Below are 23005 nucleotides of genomic sequence, written 5' to 3'. Positions count from 1 at the left end.
CAATTAGGATAAATAGAGAAAATAAGTATAGACATTTAGAAAAGTTTGAATATATAATCATTTTATTAAGTAACGTTACTACTTTTGTTAAGTAAAAATAGTTTACAATTTTAGTGAATTTTTAATTACTTAACCTAAATTTTTATTGCCAAAGCAAAAAAATGGAGTTAAGATTAAAGTGTAATTGAAAAGGCTTTCATAAATATTCTGAGATGTTCCATACATATTCTCCTTAGGATAAGGAAGCTTTCAATTAACTAATTTAATAATATCTTAACTTAATAATATAAACGCTGGAGGTGTTTGTATTTAGAGGGAATTGAAAAGGGTTACAGTACAGTATTCATGATATAGGAACTATTTGTTTATCTAGCAGGGAAGGCGGGGAGGCAGATGAATAAATCTAGAACATTTCTGTTTTATATGTTCATTTTACCGTGGTTAATTGGGTTCTTTATCTTTACAGCTGGACCCATGATTTACTCTTTGTATATGTCTTTCACAGATTTTTCAGGACTGGGCACAGCAAATTGGGTAGGATTAGAAAACTATAAAAAATTGTTTACAGAAGATCCGTTGTTCTGGCAGTCATTATGGAATACGATCTTTTACACCATTTTTGGTGTACCGCTTGGTCTGGTAGTGGGTTATATGCTTGCAGTCCTATTGAATGCAAATGTAAAATTCATGGGAGTTTTCAGAACCATCTTTTACTTGCCGTCCTTAGTGCCTACAGTTGCAAGCTCCTTGCTCTGGATCATTATCTTCCAGCCAGATTTTGGAATAGCGAATGCCATCCTGGACTTTTTCCATCTTCCAACATCCAACTGGCTGCTGAGTGAAGAAATGGTTAAACCTTCCCTGATTATTATGAGTCTTTGGGGAGCCGGCGGGGGTATGGTCATTTATTTAGCCGGACTGCAGAGTGTGCCTGCATCATTGTATGAAGCCGCTGAATTAGATGGGGCTGGAAGGTTCAAAAAGTTCTGGCATATCACTGTTCCAATGACATCTAATGTAATCTTCTTCAACTTAATTATGGGGCTTATCGGTTCTTTTCAGATCTTTACCCAGGCATATGTTGTCTCAAGCGGCAATGGCGGACCGAACTATAAATCTCTATTTTATGTATTCTACTTATACCAGGACGCATTTAAATTCTTTAAGATGGGTTACGCTTCAGCATTAGCCTGGATCCTATTTATCATTATCTTAATCTTTACTTTAATTCAATTTAAAGTATTCGGAAGAAAAGTTTACTACGAATACGATGAATAAGAGAAAGGAGGAGGACGAGCATGGAAATCGCAGAGGTAAAAGCAGCATCGTCAGTAAAGCAAAAGAAGAATCGCAGTATAAAAGTAGGAAAACGTATTGAGAGAATCTCTACATATACGCTGCTGATTGTTTTATCCGCAGTTTTCATCTTTCCATTTTTATGGTTGATAGGAACTTCCTTGAAGCCGGAAAACGAGGCGATGACATTTCCGCCCACGTTAATTCCAAAAGTATGGGATTTTGCGAATTATAAAGATGTATTTACAATCGTTAGTTTCGGTAAGTATTATCTGAACTCTATTATTGTCTCGTTCTTTGTGGTGCTGGGTACGGTTCTTTCTTCTACAGTGGTAGCGTACGGATTTGCCAGGATCAAAGGGAAAGGGAGAAACTTCTGGTTCGTAATCCTCTTAGGAACGATGATGCTTCCTCCGCAGGTAACGATGATTCCGGTATATATGATCTTCTCAAAACTTGGCTGGATCAATACCTTTCTACCATTAATAGTTCCATCTTTCTTTGGCAGCGCTTACTTCATTTTCTTGCTGCGCCAGTTCTTTAAGACCATACCAAAAGAGCTAGAAGAATCTGCGTATCTAGATGGATGCGGCACATTCGGCATCTTTTGGAGAATCGTCCTGCCGCTGTCCGTGCCATCCGTTATAACAGTAGCACTTTTAAGCTTTATGTGGACTTGGAATGATTTCCTCTATCCGCTGATCTATTTAAATGATGATGCCAAATATACACTTGCTCTTGGAATCCTGCAGTTTAAGGGTGCATTACTAATCGAGTGGGGCCCAATGATGGCTGCAAGTGTACTGATCATCCTGCCGTTGATCATTCTATTCTTCGTAGGGCAAAAATACTTTGTCCAGGGAATCGCGACAACAGGAGGAAAAGGGTAATTTTATCTAATGCAGGTTTCTGAATGGATACATACATTGATATTTATCCATTTGAAATATTTTTAAACTATATTACCTGGGGGGTAACTATTTAATGGGAAAGAAAAAAGGCTTAGGAATTTTAGTTTTATCTTTAATTCTAGTTCTCTCTGCTTTCATGACAGGCTGTTCAGGGTCAAGCTCTGATTCTGCGGGAGGCGGCGGTTCCAAGGATGTGACACTGCGTATCCTGGTATGGAATAACAATCCTGAAGGAACAAAATTAGAAGGGGAGATTTTCAAGGCTTTTGAAAAGGAAAACCCTGGAATTAAAGTGAAGCAAGTATATGCTCCATATGATAAATTCAATGATAAATTCTTGACGATGTCTGCCGGCGGAGATCAGCCTGACCTAGTATGGATTCAGCCTGCTGCATTCGGACAGTTTGTTGGCAAAAACGTATTGATGGATCTTTCTGATAAGAAAATTGATAAAGATGCTTATATGCCAAACGTTCTTGAACTAGGGCAGGTAAAAGGAAAGCAATATGCGTTGATCCGCGATGCTTCTACTTTCCAATTAGGATATAACAAAGATATGTTTGATGCAGCAGGTGTTCCTTATCCAAAAGATGACTGGACTTGGGATGACTTCCTGGCTGCAGCTAAAAAATTAACTAAGCAGAAAAATGGCAAGACTGTTCAATTTGGTATGGAAAACTTCTATACAAATGAATTGTTAGTAGAAAATGGCGGCGGTTTCGTCAGCCAGGATGGAAATAGCGTAATTGTTGACTCTCCAGAATCCATTGAAGCGATCCAATTCGGTTCAGATCTCATTAACAAACACCATGTACAGCCTACTTCTGCGCAGTCACAAGGTTTATCAAATATGTTCCTTGCCGGCCAGGCAGCAATGAAAATGATGGGACCTTGGGATTGGGCGGATACCGCTAAAAATGCCAAGTTCAAATGGGATGTTGTTCCTCTTCCGGCAGGAAAAGCAGGAAATGTTTCCGCTGCTGCATACCTTCCAATCGGAATCGGTAAAGGCACTAAACATCCGGAAGAAGCTTTCAAACTTCTAACCTTCTTATCTTCTGGTAAAGGCCAGGATATGCAGATCGATACAATCTCTGCCGTTCCTGTAGTAAAACGTAACTCTGATAAAATTGAAACGATGAAAAACGCACCAGAAAACGCTAAATCTTTAGCAGCTTCCTTAGCAAATGGTAAAACGGTCATGAATGCACCATACATCCCTGAATATGCTGAGATTGCTAACAAAATTCAGCCGGTCATTGACAATATCAACTTAAAAGGCGGCAAAGACACAGAGAAACAGCTGAAGAAAATAGCCGACCAGATTCGCAAAGAATACAACTTGAAATAATATGGGAGGGGTACTTGTCGGCCAATGGCGGCAAGTACCCTTTTTCCAAGAAGGTGAATGGAATGAATAAAAGCAAATTTATAGATAGCCGTTTTCATGGAATAATGGATATCGCATATGGTCTCGTTAAAGCCAGTCTGCTATTTTGGGAATATCTGATCAGGAATTTTGTAGTGTTTGGTGCAGCCAAGTCTTTTTGCACTCTGCTTGAGACTGTAAATGAACTTTTTGAAGGAAGCGGGAAACCTGTCAGGGAACTTTTCCGTGAAAACAGCACTAAATATTCGTATAAAAAGCTCTCCCTGGTTGCGTTTCTTCTTATTATATATGTCTATGCCTTTATCATCCTCCCCTTTCCTAAAACATTCAATAATTACTATGCATCGATCATTAAATTCGGCTGTCTTTATTTACTTTTACTAGGTGTTCTGTTTTTTTCCTATATTTCTTGGATTCTTGTAACAAAGAATGTAACGGTGAAACAAGCTGTTATGTACGGTTTCTATTTAATGGTCAAAAGATTTTTTAGATCCATTCTATTAATCATCATTATGGTGGCTATCACGTATGTCGCAGATATAAACTTTCTCTTTTTCTTATTCTTTGCACCTGGTATTTTTGCGATGTGTGTAAGGTTTATATTACGGAAGATATGATAGTTTCATAAGTTTTTATGGAGGACTTAATATGGAAAAACAATCTGCGGCAGGCGGCTGGGCGGGCTCATGGAGCGTTAGTCCCGTTGACTTTAGTTCATCACCGCTTTCGTTGAATAACAAGACCATTCGTGCAGCAATCAGGCTGTCCATTGGCGGAAATCAAATAAGACTGGGATTTTCAAATCGGTACGGCACGAAATCCGTCGTTTTAACGGAAGTCAACGTCGTCAAAAAAGATAGGATTGGCGGTCCGGTTTTATTTCAAGGAAACACTTCAGTCGTTATGCATCCACACCAGGAAAACCTCTTAAGTGACCCGTTGGAACTGGATACGAATGATTTGGAAGAAATAAAGGTGAGTATGTTTTTCGAGAAAGACGAGACCGTTGAATCAGCTTATCAGGGATCTTCCCGTGTTACATCGATTGCTGGAATCAATAATGATTTTCAAATCCAGTTAGAAGATGAGCATCCTGAAGAAGCGCTGCCGCTGCTATCACACGTAGAGGTGTATACGACTGAAAAAAGCTTGTCTGTCGTTACTTTTGGAGATTCCATCACCGCCATGGATTGGCCGGATTGTTTTGTTGAAAGATTAGCGCAGGAATCAATAAAGATAGGGATATTGCGTCAGGGAATCGGCGGCAATAAAGTGCTGAATGACAGCCCGGATACCTTGAAATACGGTATGGCTGGCATTAAACGCTTCAGGCAGGACGCCCTAAGCCTTGCAGGTGTTAAATATATCGTTGTTTTACACGGTGTGAATGATATTATCCATTCGGCGGGAAGTCAGCCGATTTCGAAGCCAGTGGAAGCAGAACAAATTATTTCGGGTTTAAAGCAATATATCTGCTGGACACATGAAGAGAACCTCAAAATTTTCGGAGCCACTCTGCTCCCTTTTGGCGGATATGAAGGAGTCACTTCTGTCGAAGAAAACAAGCGTCAAGCCATAAATGACTGGATCCGATATTCGGGTGAGTTTGATGCAGTCATCGACTTTGACAGGGTATTGCGAAATCCGGAGAAACCCCTGGAACTGCTGCCTGTATATGACTCTGGCGACCATCTGCATCCAAGCAGTGAAGGAGCAATGGCAATGGCTCGGTCGATTGATTTGGGACTTTTTGTTTGAGCGGCCGAATGTACTGAAACATGCAGATGTGGTGATACGGGGAGCCTGGTCCTTTTGCGGGCGGGTTGATGAGGGGCGGGGGGAAATTCGGATTGTCCTGAAAGCGGGTACCTAGGATGAGAGTACGCTGCGTAAAAAAAAGTTCCGGGCAGCCAGGATGGAGAATTAACAGAAGCAGACGAAAATGTCCCAAAAAACGAGTGGATTTCGCTCCTCGATGGATATTTTAACTTCGTTGGCTCCTGCAGCTGCAATAAATCATCAAATAACTGACTAAATGAGCAGCTTAAGAGCAAAAAGATGGAGGCCATACAGCGGAGAAAATTTTTATGCTTATATTCTGGAGAGTTATGCTTAAATTTTGAAGGTTTATGCTTAGGTTTTCGGAATTTATGCTTATGATTAATCGGCTTATGCTTAACACCAAAAGAAGTATGCTTATTTCGCAAAGATTATGCTTATGTTGCTTGCTTTATGCTTACGAATTTAGTCTTATGCATATATATGTACATCAAACAATTACCTAATCAATTTAGAATCTAAGCGGATATGAAAACGGGCCATTTGGCTAAATGCCGCGGGAACAAAACTCTAATCGTACGGCAGGAATCAGCACTCTCCTGAAATAGATCAAATAGGAGGTACGCATGGAACATTTTATTACGCGTAAGGATGACAAATTGTTGGATGGGCAGGATGAGTTCAGGTTTGTTTCTATAAATATACCGAATTTGCATGTAAATGAGGATCCTCTCCCAGATTGGCACCGGATCGATCCTTGGGAAATTGAGGATGCGTTTAAGACGATTCGTTTGATGGGCGGCCAGGTGACCAGGATGTATACCTTTTCGATCAAAGGGGGAATCCGTCCGGGGGAGAATGGCAAAGCGCATATATATGGTCCTGGCCAGTTTGATGAAGAGTTGTTTCGGGATCTGGATAAAGTGATCCAGCTTGCGAATCAATATAATATCAGGCTGATTATTCCGTTTATTGATCAGTGGGACTGGTTTGGGGGAATCAAACACTTTGCCGGGTTAAGAGGGAAACCTGCGTCCGGTTTCTGGACAGATCCAGAGATCATCCAGGATTTTAAAGATTTGATTACGTTTGTTATAAATCGCACAAATACATATACCGGAATTCCGTATAAAGATGATAAGGCCATCATGGCGTGGGAAACAGGAAATGAACTCGATGACTGTACGGATTCCTGGACTGCAAATATCTCGTCATTTATTCGCAGCCTTGATCCCAATCATTTAATTATTGACGGGAAATATGGTGTCGCTGAGGCCTCGCTTGTAAATCCCGATATAGACATTGTTTCCAACCATTATTATGTGGACCGGGGACATGACATTATTGGCAGGGTTACGTCAGACATCCTTAGATCAAGGGGCAGGAAACCTTTTATCATTGGTGAATTCAACCATGAAGATTCCAATTTGGTAAAGGAAGTCCTTGATACAGCTGCAGCAGAAGGAGCTGCGGGCGCACTGCTCTGGAGTCTGCGTTATCACAATAAAAATGGCGGCTTCTATTATCATGGCAGCATAAATGAGCCGAATAATCCTTGCTTTAATTGGCCTGGCTTTGCCTCGAGGAGTGCTACAGGTGAAATGGAAAAACTGCAGAGTTTACGAGATGCTGCTTACCGAATCAGAAAAAGCCGGGTTCCGGAAACGGAAGTACCGGAGGCTCCTGTTCTGCTTCCTATTCATACTCCTGAGGAAATCAGCTGGAAGGGGGCGGCAGGGGCGGAATCGTACATACTTGAAAGGTCCCAGAGGGAAGAAGGCCCTTGGAGTATCGTTGCTGACAAAATAATGGAGGATTCAGTTCCATTTCAACCTTATAATGATGTGCCGCCCATTCAAGGAATTTATTATTATCGAATGATGGCGTCTAATTCAGTGGGAGTGTCTATCCCTTCCAATGTTGTGAAGACAGAGTATGTTGCGAGTGTAAGGCAGTAACTGCACTTGTGATAAACGGCTCATTTTTAATTGCCAATCATAAGAAGACCATATAAAAAATATGATTGGTTTAGGCTCTTATACAGATTTTAAAAAGAGTCCTGGCTCAGTAGATTCATAAAGGAATTGATTAAACCTGTCTGGATCATGGGCTTGGGAAGGGAGGCAGTTATGCACAGCTTGCGATGGGCCTGGGGCTACATACGCGAATATAAAGGCAGGTTTGCACTTGGCTTGCTTCTCGTGCTGGTGGTTTCGGCATTAAATATGCTGAACCCATATTTAGCAGGTAAGATCGTGGATGATGTAATTTATGGAGGGCAGAAGGACTTGCTTGGGCCGTTATTGGGATTAATGATTGGTTTTACTTTCTTTCGGACCATCGTACGGTATGGATATCAAATGACGTTCGAAAAACTGTCGCAGAATGTCATCTTTAAGATGAGGGAGAATTTGTATGACCGCCTTCATAAACTGGATTTCAGTTTCTATGATCAAACTAAGACAGGCGATATTATGGCCAGGATGACAGGTGATCTGGAAGCCGTCCGACACTTCACTGCGTGGACGGTTTATATGATTTTTGAGAATGCGATGATTCTGCTATTTGCCATTGGGTTTATGTTTTATATCCATCCTCCTTTGGCGATTGCTATGCTGATGGTAACACCTATTATTGGTTTCTTTGCTTTTCGGCTTACAGCGGATGTCCGTCCTACGTTTACCGAAATCCGGAACCAATTCGCAAGACTGAATTCAGTTGTTCAGGAAAACATCAGCGGGAACCGGGTTGTCAAAGCTTTTGCAAAGGAAGACTACGAAATCCAAAAGTTCTCAGCGGAAAACGGCGCCTTTAAGGAAAAGAATCTGAAGTCGGCGAAGATCTGGGAAAAATACCTTCCGATTCTGGATTCGCTGGCAGGAGTGCTGACGGTTGTCATGATATTAGCGGGAGGGATTATGGTTATCCGCGGTTCGCTTACTTTTGGCGAACTGGTAATGTTCAATTCCCTGATCTGGGCGCTGAATAATCCAATGCGCATGGCCGGATGGCTGATCAATGATGTGCAGCGGTTCATTGCGTCTGCTGAAAAAGTGGAGGAGCTTTTAAAGACGGAACCGAAAATCACGAATCACCGATCAGCGGCTGCAAAGGTTAAAAACTTTAACGGAGTCGTAGAATTCGACCATGTAAACTTCAGCTATGGCGATGGACCTGTGCTAAAAGACATCAGCTTTAAGACAAAACCGGGGCAGTCCGTCGCGATTATTGGTCCTACGGGTTCCGGGAAATCAACATTAGTCAATCTGCTCAGCCGGTTTTATGATGCTTCTGGCGGTGAAGTGAGAGTGGGTGGCATCAACGTCAAAGATTGGGACATTGAAAGACTTCGGGATGGGATGGCCATGGTCATGCAGGATATTTTCCTATTCTCGGATACGATCGAAGGGAATATCGCGTACGGAAGCCCTGATGCCTCTCTGGAATCTATCCAGCATGCTGCAAGGCTTGCCGAGGCTCATGAATTTATCTCAAGCCTGCCGGAAGGCTATGACACGATAATCGGCGAACGGGGTGTGGGGCTTTCAGGAGGACAGAGGCAGCGGATTGCTTTAGCCAGAGCGATTCTAAAGGATCCTGCCATCCTGATTTTGGATGATACAACTTCGAGTGTCGATATGGAGACAGAACTCCGGATCCAAAATACCCTGCAATCTATTCAGCAGAGTAAGACCCGCTTCATTATTGCACATAGAATTTCCTCTGTGAAAGATGCGGATTTCATCCTCGTCATGGAGAATGGCAGAATTATTGAAAAAGGAAAGCATGAGGAACTGGTGAAGAAGAAGGGGTATTACTACAATGTGTATAACAATCAGTATGGGAACTTTGATCATAAGCAGAATGGCAAGGAAGTGATATAAATGGCACGTAATAAATTTGATGTTGAAGAAGAGCTGGAAACCCCATTTAGTATCACTCATCTAAAGAGGCTGTTTGTTTATATTAAGCCATACAAAAAGAAAATCGTCCTGACTGTCTTCATCATGCTGATCGCAAGCGGTGCGAACCTCATCGGCCCGTACTTAATAAAACAGGCAATTGATGAAGAAATACCAGGGAAAGATATTCCGGGTCTAATTCTTTTGTCGGGGATTTATTTATGTGCACTGATTATAACAGGAATCTGTATGAAATATCGGATCAGGATCATGTCCCAAATTGGCCAGAGCATTATCCAAAATATCCGTAAGGATCTATTCACACATCTGCAGAGTCTTTCCTTTTCCTTTTATGACAGCAGGCCGCACGGGAAGATCCTGGTCCGCGTTGTGAATTATGTGAATTCGTTGAGTGATTTGCTCTCTAATGGCTTGATCAATCTAATCACTGATATGTTCAGTCTCGCGGTAATTATCGGGTTTATGCTCGTGATTGATGTGAAGCTGACACTTCTCGCCATGCTTGGCTTCCCGGTTCTTGCAGGAATTATCTTCCTTATAAAAAATGCACAGCGTAAAGCCTGGCAGGATCTTAGCAATAAACAATCGAATATGAACGCATATATTCATGAAAGCATTAATGGGATCAAAGTGACGCAGGCCTTTACACGTGAGAGGGAGAATAAAAGAATCTTCCAGGAGGTTTCTGGCGAGTATCGAAGGTCATGGATGAAGGCTGTATATATTCAGTTCCTTCTGTGGCCATCCATTGAAAACATTTCTGTTCTTACCGTTTCCTTTATCTATGTGATGGGGATCTCCATGATTGGCGACGGTGTGACAGTGGGGTCGCTGATAGCGTTCATCGGCTATATCTGGATGTTCTGGACACCGCTCGCTAATATCGGCAATTTTTATAATGCCATTATTAATGCCATGGCCTATTTAGAACGAATCTTCGAGATGATGGATGAAAAGCCGGCTGTTACAAGTGACCCAGGAAGCAAAGATCTGAGCGTGATCAAAGGGAAGGTAGAATTCGATGATGTATTGTTTGGGTATGAAGGCGAAGGGCGGATCCTTAAAGGAATCAATTTTAAAGTAAATCCTGGAGATACCATCGCCCTGGTCGGAGCAACCGGATCAGGAAAAACGACGATCGTCAGCCTTATCAGCCGCTTTTATGACATTGACAGCGGAACCATCAAAATAGACGACGTAGATATTAAGAATGTTACGATCCCCTCTCTTAGGAAACAAATGGGGGTTATGCTTCAGGATCCTTTCATTTTTTCAGGAACGATCATGGACAATATCCGCTATGGGCGATTAGACGCAACAGATGCAGAAGTCATGGAAGCTGCGAAAGCGGTTCAGGCAGACCTGTTTATCAGTGAATTGAAAGACGGATACCAAACCGAGGTAAATGAACGGGGGACCAGGCTGTCTACCGGGCAGAGGCAGCTTATCTCCTTTGCAAGGGCACTGCTTGCGGATCCAAAGATTCTTATCTTAGACGAAGCTACATCATCCATTGATACAGAAACGGAACTTGCGCTTCAGAAGGGTCTGGAAACCCTGCTTTCAGATAGAACTTCCTTTATCATCGCTCACCGTCTTTCAACGATCCAAAATGCAACACGCATTCTGTTTATTGAAAAAGGGAGAATTATAGAGGAAGGGACACACCAGGAATTAATGAACCAAAAAGGACGCTATTCGAAGCTTCACAACTCCCAGCATCACTCCTTAGAGGTTAGTTAAGAAGAAAATCAATAAATGTCTATACTTATATATTAAAAGAATAGACATATTGAAAAATAGATTTATAATAGTAGATGAAAGCGTTTTAGAAATACAACTTAGATCCACGACCAATAACTAAGCTATTTTAAAAAAAGAAATCCCGGTTTCGGAGGCTCTTTGTCTAATAAAAGACTAGATGGAAGAGTCTCCTTAAAAAAATGGAGGTATCGGAATGAAGTATCGGAGGTTAGGAAGATCGGGCCTGAAGGTAAGTGAGATCGGGTTAGGGAGCTGGCTGACATACGGAACTGCAGTCGAAGAAGATTTATCAGCGGCCTGTATTCATAAGGCGTATGAACTGGGCATCAACTTTTTTGATACGGCTAATGCGTATAACAAGGGAGCGGCAGAGCTGGTTCTTGGCAAGGCGTTAAAAGAATATCAGCGCTCAAGCTATGTGCTGGCAACAAAGGTCTTTTTTTCAATGGGCAAGGGTCCAAACGATCGCGGATTATCCAGAAAACATATTATGGAGCAATGTGAAGCAAGCTTAAAACGCCTTGGGGTAGATTATATCGACCTATATCAATGCCATCGTTACGATCCTGAAACACCTGTGGATGAAACATTGAGAGCATTAGACGATTTAGTGTCACAAGGAAAAATCCTGTATGCCGGCGTGAGCGAGTGGTCGGCCTCTCAGATTACAGATGCAGTACATATAGCAAAAGCACGAAATTTAAGACCGCTTATTTCAAACCAGCCGATCTATAATATGCTGGTCCGGTATATTGAGAAAGAGGTGCTGCCGGTAAGCGGGAAGGAAGGACTTGGCCAGGTTGTATTCTCGCCGCTGGCACAGGGGATCCTGACTGGTAAGTATAAGTCGGGCCATGAAGTGCCTGCAGCAAGCAGGGCGGCAAATGAAGGAACGAATACCTGGATTAACAGCTATCTGAACGATGATGTGTTAACCCGTGTAGCGAAGCTTGGAGAAATTGCTCACAGCCTTGATGTGGAATTGTCGCAGCTAGCACTTGCATGGGTGCTGAGGCAGCCAGGCGTCAGCTCAGCGATCATCGGTGCCAGCCGGCCTGAACAGGTAGAACAAAATGTTAAGGCATCCGGACTTGAAATTCCTCAAAACGCCCTGGATGAAATTGATATTGTCTTAGAAGAAATCAGCGGCTTCGTCCCAATCTGGTAATGTGATTACTGGGTTTGGCAGGCGGGTAACCCTTAAATCTGGAGGGAACGTATGAAATTAAAAATAGGATTTATTGGTTTTGGAAAGAGCACAAATCGGTATCACCTTCCCTATGTATGGCAGTGGGAAAAGCTTGAGGTCTGTAAAATTTACTCAAGAACCAGAAAACCAGAGTTAGAGGAACAGTATAAGCCATATGGCATTGAATTCACTTCTGAGATAAACGACGTACTGCATGATCCGGATATACAGCTTGTATCCATTTGCACATCACATGCGTCCCATTACGAGTTTGCCAGAAGGAGCCTTGAGAACAATAAACATGTATTGGTGGAGAAACCATTTGTCACAACACTGGCTGAGGCGCGGGATCTAATCAATCTTGCAAACGAAAAGGGCTTAATTATTATGCCTTTTCAAAATAGAAGATTTGACAGCGATTTTCTCGCTTTGAAACAAGTGCTTTCAAGCGGGGATATCGGGGACATAGTTGAAATGGAATCCCATTTCGATTACTTCAGGCCGGATTATCCGGATAATCACGGAAAGAAAACGGACGGGGCTTTTTATGGCCTTGGTGTTCACACCATCGACCAGATCATATCATTATTCGGCAGACCGGATAAGGTTTACACAGATATCAGACCGGTTCGAAATCCTAATAATCCGGATGATTATTATCATGTAGAGCTATTTTATCCTAATTTCAAAGCCATTGTGAAAACAAATCACTTAGTCAAGATTCCGTACCCGAAGTTCACTCTCCACGGAACAAAAGGAAGCTTCATTAAATATGGAATCGACAGGCAGGAAGAATGCCTGAAAGCCGGGATGACTCCAGATCAGAAGGGGTTTGGGATGGATTCTGAAGAGTCTTATGGACAAGTTCAATTTGAAGACGATGATGGAAAACATGTTGAAGAGATCATTCCAACTCCCATCGGTAATTATGGACGTGTATATGATCATCTCTACGACGCTGTCATATATGGCAAAAAGAAGCTGGTAAGCGATCAAGAAATTCTTACCGTTATGGAAATCTTGGAAATGGGTATTCAGGGTGAAAACCCTAAAATTTATACACTAACCTAAAAAGCGAGAGGGGAATAAATCATGGTAAAGAATAATGAAAAGGCATTTCCAGAAGGATTTTTCCGGGGAGGGGCTGTAACTTCATTCCAAACAGAGGGTGCCTGGAACGAAGGCGGAAAAGGTCCATCTATTGTTGATGCCCGGCCAGTAAAGGAAGGTCAGTCTGACTGGAAAACAGCCGTTGATTTTTATCATCGTTATAAGGAAGACATCGCTCTGTTTAAAGAGATGGGTTTTAATGCATATCGGACAAGCATTTCCTGGTCAAGAATTTTCCCTGATGGTGAAGGGGAAGTAAATGAAGAAGGCCTTCAGTTCTATGATGATTTATTTGATGAAATGATTGCTAATGGAATTCAGCCTGTAATAACTCTTTATCATTTCGATTTACCGCTTGCTTTAAGGGAGAAATACAATGGTTTTGCTTCACGTGAAGTGATTGATTTATTTGACCGGTATGCAAGGACGGTTTTCAAGCGCTATGGCCATAAGGTTAAATATTGGCTGACATTTAATGAACAGAATTTAGTACTGACAAATCCGGATTTCTGGGGAGTAAAGCTTGAGGGTGCGGAAAATGAAGAGGCTTTAAGATATCAGGTTACCCATAATGCGTTTGTTGCCCATGCGAAGGCGGTTAAATCCCTTCATGAACTAGTTCCAGGCGGGCAGATGGCTGGAATGGTTACTTACATGGCGACATACCCAAATACGTGCAAGCCAGAGGACGCCATCGCAAACATGAAAGCTAAGGAACTTTTAGTAGATTTCTATTTTGATGTTTTTGCACACGGCGAATATCCTTCCTATATAACGAGTGATCTGAAGCGAAAAGGGATTATGCCTGTATTCGAAGAAGGAGATGCTGAACTGTTAAAAGATAATACAGTGGATTATTTAAGCATCAGCTACTATCAGAGCCAGACAGTCAGCGCGGAAAAAGCGGATGGTAATTGGCTGATCTCGGGAGTTACGCCTAATCCGGGACTAAAGACAAATGAATGGGGCTGGGCAATCGACCCAATCGGATTAAGGGTATGCCTGAAGGATATGTATGCCCGTTACAGACTCCCGATTTTCATTACCGAAAATGGCATTGGTGTACGTGAAGTATTAAATGAAAATAATACGGTTGAAGATGACTACCGCATTGAATATCTAAGTGAACACATTAAACAAGTGAAGATTGCGATTGAAGAGGGCGTAAATGTCTTCGGCTACCTTACATGGGGTTCAACCGATCTTATCAGCTCTGGAGGGTCTTTTGAAAAGCGCTACGGTTTCGTGTTTGTTAACAGGGGCGAAACTGATTTGAGAGATTTGAAGAGATATAAGAAAAAGAGCTTTGACTGGTATAAGAACGTGATTGCCACAAACGGAGCCGATCTTTCATACAAGGAAAGTATTTCTGTTAAATAATTTCATGCAGGCTAATCTTTGGGTATAGGTATAGATAGAAATGGAGATTAGTATTACACCTAATCTCCATTTTTTATTTTGGCTATTCCCTTGCTTTTCTATTAAGGAAGACCTTGCATCTTCTCGCACAGAGAAGCCCGGACCGCACGGGGAAAGCGAGTGCCTCTCGCAGAACTAACAGGCAGGTTTAAAAGAGCATAGTTTTAGAAGTGGAGGAAAGTTAGTGGAAACACGTAAAATGGCTTTGCCAAACGATTTTATTCTGGGAGCCGCTTCTTCCGCCTGGCAGACTGAAGGGTGGAGCGGCAAGAAAGAAACACAGGATTCATATATCGATCTCTGGTACAAAAACAATAAACATGTCTGGCATAACGGGTATGGTCCTGCTATAGCGACTGATTTTTACAATCGCTATAAAGAGGACGTGGCTTTAATGAAAGAAATAGGCTTGACGCATTACCGGACTTCTATTAACTGGTCCCGATTTCTTACGGACTATGAAGATGCAATAGTCGATGAAGAATATGCAGCCTACTTGGACTCCTTGATCGATGAATTGATCCAAAACGGTGTCGAGCCGATGATCTGTCTGGAGCACTACGAGCTGCCGGCCGTTTTGTTTGAAACATACGGCGGCTGGGGATCGAAGCATGTAATTGAATTGTTTGTAAAATATGCAGAAAAGGTATTTGAGCGTTATGGTGACCGTGTAAAGAACTGGTTTACCTTTAACGAGCCGATTGTTGTACAAACAAGGATGTACTTAGATGCCATCCGATATCCGTTTGAACAGAATACTCAAAAGTGGATGCAGTGGAACTTCAACAAAGCGCTTGCAACAGCAAAGGTTGTACAGTTGTTTAGAAAAAAAGGATACAAAGAAAAGTCCGGCTCAAAGATTGGCGTGATTTTAAACCCTGAAGTCACTTATGCGCGTTCAAGTGCTAAGCACGATCAGGATGCTGCACGGAAACATGATTTGTTCTTTAACAAAATGTTCTTAGATCCCTCTATAAAAGGGGAATATCCTTCCGAGCTTTTCGAGTTAATGGAGAAACATGACATAGCGTTTGATGCTGCAGATTCGGAGCTGCAGATCATTAAAGAACATACGGTAGATTATGTAGGACTTAATTTATACTTCCCGCACCGGGTAAAGGCAAGAACAACAGCCTGGAATGATTCGGTACCTTTCCATCCCGCTTATTATTATGAAATGTTCGAACTCCCAGGGAGAAAAATGAATCCTTTCCGCGGCTGGGAGATCTATCCTCAGATCATGCTGGATATGGCCCTTCGCATGAGGGGTGAATACGGAAATATTGAATGGTTTATCGCCGAAAATGGAATGGGAGTAGAAAATGAATTCACGAATAAAGATGAAGAAGGAATCATCCAGGATGATTACAGGATTGAGTTCATCAGTGAGCATTTGAAATGGCTGCTAAAAGGGGTGGAAGAGGGCTCAAATTGCACTGGTTACATGCTGTGGGCATTTACGGATAATGTATCCCCGATGAATGCTTTTAAAAATAGATACGGTCTGGTCGAAATTGATTTGGAGGAAGGAAGGAACCGCAGAATGAAAAAATCCGCTTATTGGTATAAAGAAATCAACCACAAACGAGAAATGTCCGTTAAAAATGATGAAATATACAAATAAGGTTTATCGCAGGCCATTTGGAGAAAAAGGATAAAGTATTTTCTTTATCTTGTAAATTAAATGTATATGCATTTAAAACTAAACATATATAATTATTTGTGGAAGCGCTTAGACAGCTCCCTTTTGAAAACGATGTCAGATATTTTGAATCTTAAACTAAAAAGTGCAGGACAGCATACCTTGGTACTAAAATTTAAGGAGAGATACATATGATACATAACAAACTTACCCCATTCCCAAGTGATTTTTTATGGGGGGCAGCTTCTGCAGCCTATCAGGTAGAAGGAGCCTGGAATGAAGATGGAAAAGGGGTGTCAAACTGGGACCGGTTTGTACGGATTCCCGGTAAAACCTTTAAAGGTACAACAGGGGATGTGGCTGTTGATCATTATCACCGCTACAAGGAAGATGTACGTTTAATGGCTGAAATGGGGATGAAGGCTTATCGTTTTTCAGTTGCCTGGACACGGATCTTCCCGAATGGAAAAGGAGAAATCAATCAAAAAGGCCTCGAGTTTTATCATTCTTTAATTGATGAGCTAAAGGCAAATAATGTGGAGCCGATTCTTACGCTTTATCACTGGGATCTTCCACAGGCGCTTCAGGAAGAATACGGCGGCTGGGAATCCAGGAACATCATCGAAGACTTCACGAACTACAGTGTGGAATTATTCAAACAGTTTGGTGACAGAGTCAAATATTGGGTCAGCTTAAATGAGCAGAATATTTTTACAGGACTCGGCTACCGCATGGCAGCCCACCCGCCAGGAGTTAAAGATGACAAACTGTTTTACCAGGTAAACCATCATGCGAATTTAGCAAATGCAAGTGTTATAAAAGAATTCCGCAAGTATGTGCCAGACGGGAAGATCGGACCGAGCTTTGCGTATTCACCTGCTTATGCTGCATCTTCCAATCCAAAAGATATCATCGCGGCTGAAAATGCAGAAGAACTGAACAGCCACTGGTGGATGGATATCTATGCATGGGGCAAATATCCGCGGGCTGCATGGAGCTACCTGGAAAAAAACAATCTGGCACCAGTTGTAGCAGAAGGGGATTTCGAGTTATTAAAAGAAGGAAAACCGGATTTCATGGGGCTGAATTACTATCAGACCACTACATTCGAAGTAAACCCTTTAGAAGGCGGCGTAACTTCCGGAGAAATGAATACATCCGGAAAAAAAGGGACTTCGAAGGATGGGGGAATTCCTGGAGTATTCAAGACGGTGTCGAATCCGAATCTTGAAAAAACAAACTGGGATTGGAATATCGATCCGGAAGGGCTCAGAATTGCCCTGCGCAGAATTACCGGCCGTTATAATCTTCCTATACTGATCAGTGAGAATGGTTTAGGGGAATATGACAAATTAGAAGAAAATGATACAGTGAATGATGATTACCGGATCAACTTTATCCGCTCTCACGTTGAAGCTATGCAGGAAGCGATTTCTGACGGGGTAGAACTGATGGGGTATTGTGTATGGTCATTCACTGATCTGCTCAGCTGGCTCAATGGTTTCCAGAAACGTTATGGATTCGTTTATGTCAACCAGCATGAAGAAGGAGACCATGATCTCCGACGAATAAAGAAGAAAAGCTTTTACTGGTATAAAGAAGTAATTGAAACGAATGGCGAGAAACGGTAGGTTCTAAAAACGTGAAAAAAATCAATCGCCCTAGCATTAAAGGGTTCGGGGATATTGGGAACTATTGAATTCCTGCACACTAAAAAGGCTTCCATGTTAACCGGGATGACCGATGTTACTATTTATGCGACTGGATTTCATAGATTACCAAAAAGTTAGGATTGATAAAAAATGAAAAATAAAAATGTCCTGTCAGCTCTCAAAGAAAGACTGCTTTTTATCTGGAGGATCCCCACCCTTCCGGTCCTGTTTCTGTTAAATATCATTTATGGTCTTGGCATGTCTTTCTTTGCCCCTTTTTCTTCAATCTTTGGCATCGATGAAGTAGGGATGAGCAATATGGGATTTGGTCTATTCATGACAATCATGGCGGTCGGCGGAGTGGTGATCAGCAGCTATATCGCTAAGAAGTCTGATACGACGCTCAGCAGGAGAAAGATCCTGATTTATTCGTCACTAGCCGGAGCCATCGGCTATATCCTTTTTGCCTATCTGCGGAATTACTATGCGCTTGCATTAACGGGATTTTTCGTGCTGGGCAGTGCCGCAGCGACCGTTCCGCAGCTATGGGCCTATGCAAGGGATGCACTTACTCATGCTAAAGTTCCCAACGAAGAAACACCGCTGATCATGAATATTTTCCGGATGTTTTTTGCTCTTTCATGGGTTGGGGGGCCGGCACTTGGAGCCTGGCTTGTGATGGTGTTTGATTTCAAAGGTTTATTCTTTTTTGTGGCGGCCTGTTATTTGCTCGGCTCCATAACGGCTATTTTTCTACTAAAAGATATTGCGCGGCAGGAACTGCCCAGTCAAGAAGCCATTAAGGTTAAAAAGTATATCGGTAAGCCGCATATACTTGCAAATCTGGCCGCTGCTTTTCTTCTATACTCCGCGTCATCCATTCACATGCTGAACGTTCCTCAATTTGTAACCAAAGTTCTTGACGGAACAGAAATGCAAGTGGGGATCATCTTCAGTGTGGCACCGATCTTTGAAGTGCCCATGATGATAATCATTGGGATATTGGCAACCAGAATGGACAATTCCGTATTAATAAAAGTGGGCTACTTCCTGGCCTTTATTTACTTTTTAATATTCGGATTCGTGTCTGAACCGTGGCAGATTTATCCGCTGCAGATCCTAAGTGCTGCTCAAATATCTATTACAGCAGGGATCGCCATCGCTTATTTTCAAGATTTCATCCCTGAAGCACCCGGTACCGCAACAACACTCTATATGAATACTACACAAATCGGATCGACCACCGGTTATCTGCTTTTCGGATTCATATCATCCATGATCAGTTACGGACAGCTTATTACAATCTACACCATTTTTGCTGCCATTGGCTGCTTATTCATAGCTGTCTACGGTAAAGAAAGACTGGGAGATTCAAAGAATAAAGGTATGAGTGTTTAGGAGGGTAATGGCCTGCAGCTTCTGCGGGTGGAACATGTAAGTCATACTGAAGGTCTGAATGGCTGGCACGGGTTAGAAACGGGAACCAGGAATTCAAATGAAAAGCATTTTGAGGTGTAGGCAAAATTCTCGCAGGTAAAAATGATTGGAAATGGGGAAATCTATATGGTTTATCTAGCAGCTGATAATCGTTATAAAACAATGAAGTATAATAGAAGCGGGCGCTCAGGACTGCAGCTGCCAGCCATTTCTCTTGGGCTCTGGCATAATTTTGGCGGTGTGGACACGTTTGAAAATGGCCGCGCCATGTTAAGAAAAGCTTTTGATTTGGGAATAACCCATTTTGACCTGGCTAATAATTATGGACCTCCGGCAGGCTCCGCTGAACGGATGTTTGGGGAAATGTTAAAAACGGATTTTGCTCCATACCGGGATGAAATGATTATATCTACCAAAGCAGGATACTATATGTGGCCCGGTCCATACGGGGAATGGGGTTCTAAAAAATACTTAACAGCGAGCCTTGATCAGAGCCTTAAACGTATGGGGCTGGATTATGTAGACATCTTCTACTCACACCGTCCCGATCCAAATACACCTCTTGAAGAAACAATGGGAGCACTTGATTCAATTGTCCGCCAGGGAAAAGCCCTTTATGTAGGAATATCCAGCTATAGTGCTGGACAAACGGCAAAAGCAGTTGAAATCCTCAACCGTTTAGGCACCCCGCTTGTGATCCATCAGCCAAGCTACTCCATGCTGAACCGCTGGATCGAAGACGGTCTCCAGGACGTATTAGAGGACAATGGTGTCGGCTCTATTGCCTTCTGCCCATTAGAGCAGGGCTTGCTGACAAATAAATATGCGGGAGGCGTACCTGCAGATTCAAGAGCTGCCAAATCAACCGGAGCTCTTGGGGAAGAGCGGGTAACACCTGAAGTAATTGAACGGGTCCAAAAGTTAAACAAAATCGCAGCCGAAAGAGGACAAAGCCTGCCGCAAATGGCCCTAGCCTGGGTACTGCGAGGCGGCCGGGTAACTTCAGCCCTAATAGGTGCAAGCAAAGTCAGTCAGATTGAAGAAAACGTGGCAGCGTTAAATAACCTGGAATTTACAGATGAAGAATTGCGAAGTATTGAAGAAATCTTAAACGGGTCAATTAAATAAAGAGCAGCAGGGCTGCTCCGGATACAAGCGGCTTCCATGTGAAAGCCGTTTGTTTTTTATATTTTTATTAAAGTATTTCAACCGCATATAAAAGTCCCATCATAAATCATGGGAGATCCTATCGGCTTTTTGCGCCAGGAAGGCACCTCCTTCTAGCGTAAAGAGGAGGAAAAACTACTTCAATTGTGTAAGCAACTCCTCAAGTTCACCTTTAGAAAGCTCCCTCCAATCGCCCTTAGCAATTCCTTGAAGCATAATATTCATGATCCTGACACGCTCGAGTCTTACCACTCTGTACCCCAGTGCCTTGGACATCCTGCGAATTTGGCGGTTAAGTCCTTGTTTTAAAATTATTCGAAACTCGTATTCGTTTATTTGAGAAACTTCACATCTCTTAGTTGTTATTCCCAGGATATCAACCCCATTTGCCATCCTTTGAATAAACTCCTCTGTAACAGGCCTGTCTACTGTCACCAGGTATTCCTTTTCATGGCCATTTTCTGAACGCAGGATCTTATTTACGATATCACCATTATTTGTCATGAGAATTAATCCTTCAGATGCTTTATCTAATCTTCCAACCGGGAAAATACGTGTGGGATAGTTTACGAAATCTATGATATTGTTTGAAACTTCCTTTGCAGCTGTACAGGTTATTCCGATTGGCTTATTCAGTGCGAGATACACTGGTCTTTCTTTTTCAGGCAGGGGATGATTATCTATTAATACAGAGTCACCTGGATTTACAAGCGTATTATGCTCACATATTGAACCGTTTACCAAAATTCTATGATTCTTGATTAATCTATCTGTTTCATTCCTTGAATAGTATCCTATTTCACTCATGTATTTCTGGATTCTCACATGAAACCTGCTTTCCTAAACATTCTATTTAAATGTCTAATTATATCGAAACAATCGTTAGATTACACCATTTCTAAAATTATAATTGAGAAAAATCATTTACTTTAATACTGAGAGTTTATAAGTTAAATAAATTTATAAGTTAAGTAATATGGGTCTATTACAGGAGTAATTAGTGGTGAAATTTAATAGTTATATTTTAAAGTTATAATTATTTCAGCGCCTAAATAGGGCCGGGATAGCAGGTGAAAGAAATAGTTTAATATTAATTAATGATAAGATAGGATGGGTACTCGAGCAGAATCAGGCTGGGGCTTCGGCACCTATCATTTCTTCTGAGGAAGCCGCCGAGGCAATAGCGTCACTTCAATCCACATTCGAAAACGAAAACAGCCGGCTTTGAATTAATAAAGGTACAGGCGGCCGATCTCTCTGCAGCTGATACAATCAGCACAAAGGTAAAGCTATCTTTAGGAACCGCGAATGTGCGCTTGTACATTAAGACAGGGAACAATTGGGAATGTCATGACAGCGGGGTGACAGTGGCGGACTCCAGCGGGGTTAAGAAAAGCTCCTTGGGAATGGACTCCTCTTGGGGCCTTGACAGATGAAATCCATCGGAATCAAGGTGAAGCTGTAAACGGCAACGGAAAAGCCTCCGTATATGTGGATGATGTAGCCTTATCCAATAAATAAATTATTGGAACCGCAGTAATCATAAGATCAGCTGCGGTTTTTGTCCTGTGCCAGTTTTCAAAGTGACAGCTTATATTATCTGAGTATTTGTAAAACTTTGAAGGTGTTGTGCTAGAATGGAAATAAGCTGCTTGTTATGGGAGCGGGATACTTAAGGAATTCAAATTTATGAGCTTTCGAAGGTTACAAGGCATACGTGCCGGCAGTCGATTCTGAAGAATAAGGACTAGCAGAAAAATTTGCTTCTTTTCGTGGATTTTAGCCCCTGAGAAGATACTTTTATGAAGCTGATTACTCGATAGCTGCAAAAAACTAGAGAAATATGCTAATTATACCGATTAACAGCTTGAAATATCAAAACCACACTAGTGAAGAAAGCTTTATGATTATCTTTTAGAGTTTTATGCTTGAGTTTTAAACGTTTATGCTTATGATTTAGGAACTTATGCTTAAGTATAAGAAGTTTATGCTTAAGGGAAAAAGAGCAATGCTGATTCCACAGGAGTTATGCTTATGGAAGGTTAGTTATGCTGATATCCCTTGAGTTATGCTTAAGAAATTTGGTTTATGCTGATCACACAGGAGTTATCTTAAGTAATTTGATTTATGCTGATCTCGCTGGAGTTATACTAAAGAACATTGGCTAATGCAGTTCTCACTGGAGTTATGCTAAAGAACTTTGGCTAATCTCACTGGAATTAGGCTAATAAACATGATTTAGTGCTGATCTTTCTGGAAATAAAAGTCAAGTCCTCAATATTGTGTAAAATACTCTACCTTCGTTTTCAACTGTTTATTATTGTTC

Annotated in this window: 16 protein-coding genes and 1 pseudogene; 16 read left to right on the top strand and 1 reads right to left on the bottom strand. The window is 41.9% G+C overall.

Annotated features, from left to right (window positions below; translation table 11 throughout):
• Window positions 1-393 precede the first annotated feature (393 nt).
• The 15 genes from CUU66_RS16410 (at window position 394) to mgrA (ending at window position 20640) form a co-directional block, all read left to right on the top strand.
• A complete protein-coding gene (locus CUU66_RS16410) occupies window positions 394-1278 on the top strand; it encodes a carbohydrate ABC transporter permease (protein WP_101644105.1) in 885 nt (294 codons plus the stop codon).
• 20 nt (window positions 1279-1298) lie between these two features.
• Window positions 1299-2186, top strand: a complete 888-nt coding sequence (locus CUU66_RS16405; protein ID WP_101644103.1) for a carbohydrate ABC transporter permease — start codon at window positions 1299-1301, stop codon at window positions 2184-2186.
• A gap of 94 nt (window positions 2187-2280) precedes the next feature.
• A complete protein-coding gene (locus CUU66_RS16400) occupies window positions 2281-3558 on the top strand; it encodes an ABC transporter substrate-binding protein (RefSeq protein WP_101644101.1) in 1278 nt (425 codons plus the stop codon).
• A 62-nt stretch (window positions 3559-3620) separates the two neighbouring features.
• The gene (locus CUU66_RS16395) at window positions 3621-4214 is read left to right on the top strand and encodes a hypothetical protein (RefSeq protein WP_142383740.1); all 594 of its coding nucleotides are present in this window, start codon (window positions 3621-3623) and stop codon (window positions 4212-4214) included.
• A gap of 31 nt (window positions 4215-4245) precedes the next feature.
• On the top strand, window positions 4246-5355 hold the full coding sequence (locus tag CUU66_RS16390) for a GDSL-type esterase/lipase family protein (RefSeq protein WP_101644096.1): 1110 nt from the start codon (window positions 4246-4248) through the stop codon (window positions 5353-5355).
• 647 nt (window positions 5356-6002) lie between these two features.
• Window positions 6003-7334, top strand: coding sequence for a cellulase family glycosylhydrolase (locus tag CUU66_RS16385; RefSeq protein ID WP_101644094.1), 1332 nt, complete (start codon window positions 6003-6005; stop codon window positions 7332-7334).
• Window positions 7335-7505: 171 nt separating this feature from the next.
• Window positions 7506-9260, top strand: a complete 1755-nt coding sequence (locus tag CUU66_RS16380; protein WP_101644092.1) for an ABC transporter ATP-binding protein — start codon at window positions 7506-7508, stop codon at window positions 9258-9260.
• The gene (locus CUU66_RS16375; RefSeq protein WP_101644090.1) at window positions 9261-11042 is read left to right on the top strand and encodes an ABC transporter ATP-binding protein; all 1782 of its coding nucleotides are present in this window, start codon (window positions 9261-9263) and stop codon (window positions 11040-11042) included. It begins immediately after the preceding gene.
• 214 nt (window positions 11043-11256) lie between these two features.
• Complete coding sequence (locus CUU66_RS16370; protein ID WP_101644088.1) at window positions 11257-12231, top strand: aldo/keto reductase family protein; 975 nt, start codon at window positions 11257-11259, stop codon at window positions 12229-12231.
• Between the two features lie 51 nt (window positions 12232-12282).
• A complete protein-coding gene (locus CUU66_RS16365; protein ID WP_101644085.1) occupies window positions 12283-13323 on the top strand; it encodes an oxidoreductase in 1041 nt (346 codons plus the stop codon).
• Between the two features lie 21 nt (window positions 13324-13344).
• Complete coding sequence (locus CUU66_RS16360; RefSeq protein WP_101644083.1) at window positions 13345-14742, top strand: glycoside hydrolase family 1 protein; 1398 nt, start codon at window positions 13345-13347, stop codon at window positions 14740-14742.
• Between the two features lie 238 nt (window positions 14743-14980).
• On the top strand, window positions 14981-16405 hold the full coding sequence (locus tag CUU66_RS16355; protein ID WP_101644206.1) for a glycoside hydrolase family 1 protein: 1425 nt from the start codon (window positions 14981-14983) through the stop codon (window positions 16403-16405).
• A gap of 209 nt (window positions 16406-16614) precedes the next feature.
• Complete coding sequence (locus CUU66_RS16350; protein ID WP_101644080.1) at window positions 16615-18054, top strand: glycoside hydrolase family 1 protein; 1440 nt, start codon at window positions 16615-16617, stop codon at window positions 18052-18054.
• Window positions 18055-18225: 171 nt separating this feature from the next.
• The gene (locus CUU66_RS16345) at window positions 18226-19473 is read left to right on the top strand and encodes a sugar efflux transporter (protein ID WP_101644078.1); all 1248 of its coding nucleotides are present in this window, start codon (window positions 18226-18228) and stop codon (window positions 19471-19473) included.
• A gap of 165 nt (window positions 19474-19638) precedes the next feature.
• Window positions 19639-20640, top strand: coding sequence for an L-glyceraldehyde 3-phosphate reductase (mgrA, locus tag CUU66_RS16340; protein WP_101644204.1), 1002 nt, complete (start codon window positions 19639-19641; stop codon window positions 20638-20640).
• A gap of 174 nt (window positions 20641-20814) precedes the next feature.
• Here the strand turns inward: mgrA and CUU66_RS16335 are convergent, their stop codons facing one another.
• A complete protein-coding gene (locus CUU66_RS16335; RefSeq protein ID WP_101644076.1) occupies window positions 20815-21504 on the bottom strand; it encodes a pseudouridine synthase in 690 nt (229 codons plus the stop codon).
• Between the two features lie 404 nt (window positions 21505-21908).
• Here CUU66_RS16335 and CUU66_RS25465 point away from each other — a divergent pair.
• Window positions 21909-22115: pseudogene (locus CUU66_RS25465) on the top strand (hypothetical protein); the annotation flags it as partial.
• Window positions 22116-23005 lie beyond the last annotated feature (890 nt).

Source organism: Peribacillus deserti (assembly GCF_002863585.1).
GTDB classification, from domain to species: Bacteria; Bacillota; Bacilli; order Bacillales; family DSM-1321; genus Paraperibacillus; species Paraperibacillus deserti_A.
The sequence above is the reverse complement of the archived record's forward strand: the minus strand, read 5'-3'. Positions and strand labels throughout refer to the sequence as shown.

What these genes read in the sequence shown, in the direction of transcription:
- CUU66_RS16410 (WP_101644105.1), top strand. Translation starts at nt 394, where the DNA reads ATGAATAAATCTAGAACATTTCTGTTTTATATGTTCATTTTACCGTGG.
- CUU66_RS16395 (WP_142383740.1), top strand. Translation starts at nt 3,621, where the DNA reads ATGAATAAAAGCAAATTTATAGATAGCCGTTTTCATGGAATAATGGAT.
- CUU66_RS16365 (WP_101644085.1), top strand. Translation starts at nt 12,283, where the DNA reads ATGAAATTAAAAATAGGATTTATTGGTTTTGGAAAGAGCACAAATCGG.
- CUU66_RS16405 (WP_101644103.1), top strand. Translation starts at nt 1,299, where the DNA reads ATGGAAATCGCAGAGGTAAAAGCAGCATCGTCAGTAAAGCAAAAGAAG.
- CUU66_RS16390 (WP_101644096.1), top strand. Translation starts at nt 4,246, where the DNA reads ATGGAAAAACAATCTGCGGCAGGCGGCTGGGCGGGCTCATGGAGCGTT.
- CUU66_RS16345 (WP_101644078.1), top strand. Translation starts at nt 18,226, where the DNA reads ATGAAAAATAAAAATGTCCTGTCAGCTCTCAAAGAAAGACTGCTTTTT.
- CUU66_RS16360 (WP_101644083.1), top strand. Translation starts at nt 13,345, where the DNA reads ATGGTAAAGAATAATGAAAAGGCATTTCCAGAAGGATTTTTCCGGGGA.
- CUU66_RS16370 (WP_101644088.1), top strand. Translation starts at nt 11,257, where the DNA reads ATGAAGTATCGGAGGTTAGGAAGATCGGGCCTGAAGGTAAGTGAGATC.
- CUU66_RS16385 (WP_101644094.1), top strand. Translation starts at nt 6,003, where the DNA reads ATGGAACATTTTATTACGCGTAAGGATGACAAATTGTTGGATGGGCAG.
- CUU66_RS16380 (WP_101644092.1), top strand. Translation starts at nt 7,506, where the DNA reads ATGCACAGCTTGCGATGGGCCTGGGGCTACATACGCGAATATAAAGGC.
- mgrA (WP_101644204.1), top strand. Translation starts at nt 19,639, where the DNA reads ATGGTTTATCTAGCAGCTGATAATCGTTATAAAACAATGAAGTATAAT.
- CUU66_RS16400 (WP_101644101.1), top strand. Translation starts at nt 2,281, where the DNA reads ATGGGAAAGAAAAAAGGCTTAGGAATTTTAGTTTTATCTTTAATTCTA.
- CUU66_RS16375 (WP_101644090.1), top strand. Translation starts at nt 9,261, where the DNA reads ATGGCACGTAATAAATTTGATGTTGAAGAAGAGCTGGAAACCCCATTT.
- CUU66_RS16355 (WP_101644206.1), top strand. Translation starts at nt 14,981, where the DNA reads ATGGCTTTGCCAAACGATTTTATTCTGGGAGCCGCTTCTTCCGCCTGG.
- CUU66_RS16350 (WP_101644080.1), top strand. Translation starts at nt 16,615, where the DNA reads ATGATACATAACAAACTTACCCCATTCCCAAGTGATTTTTTATGGGGG.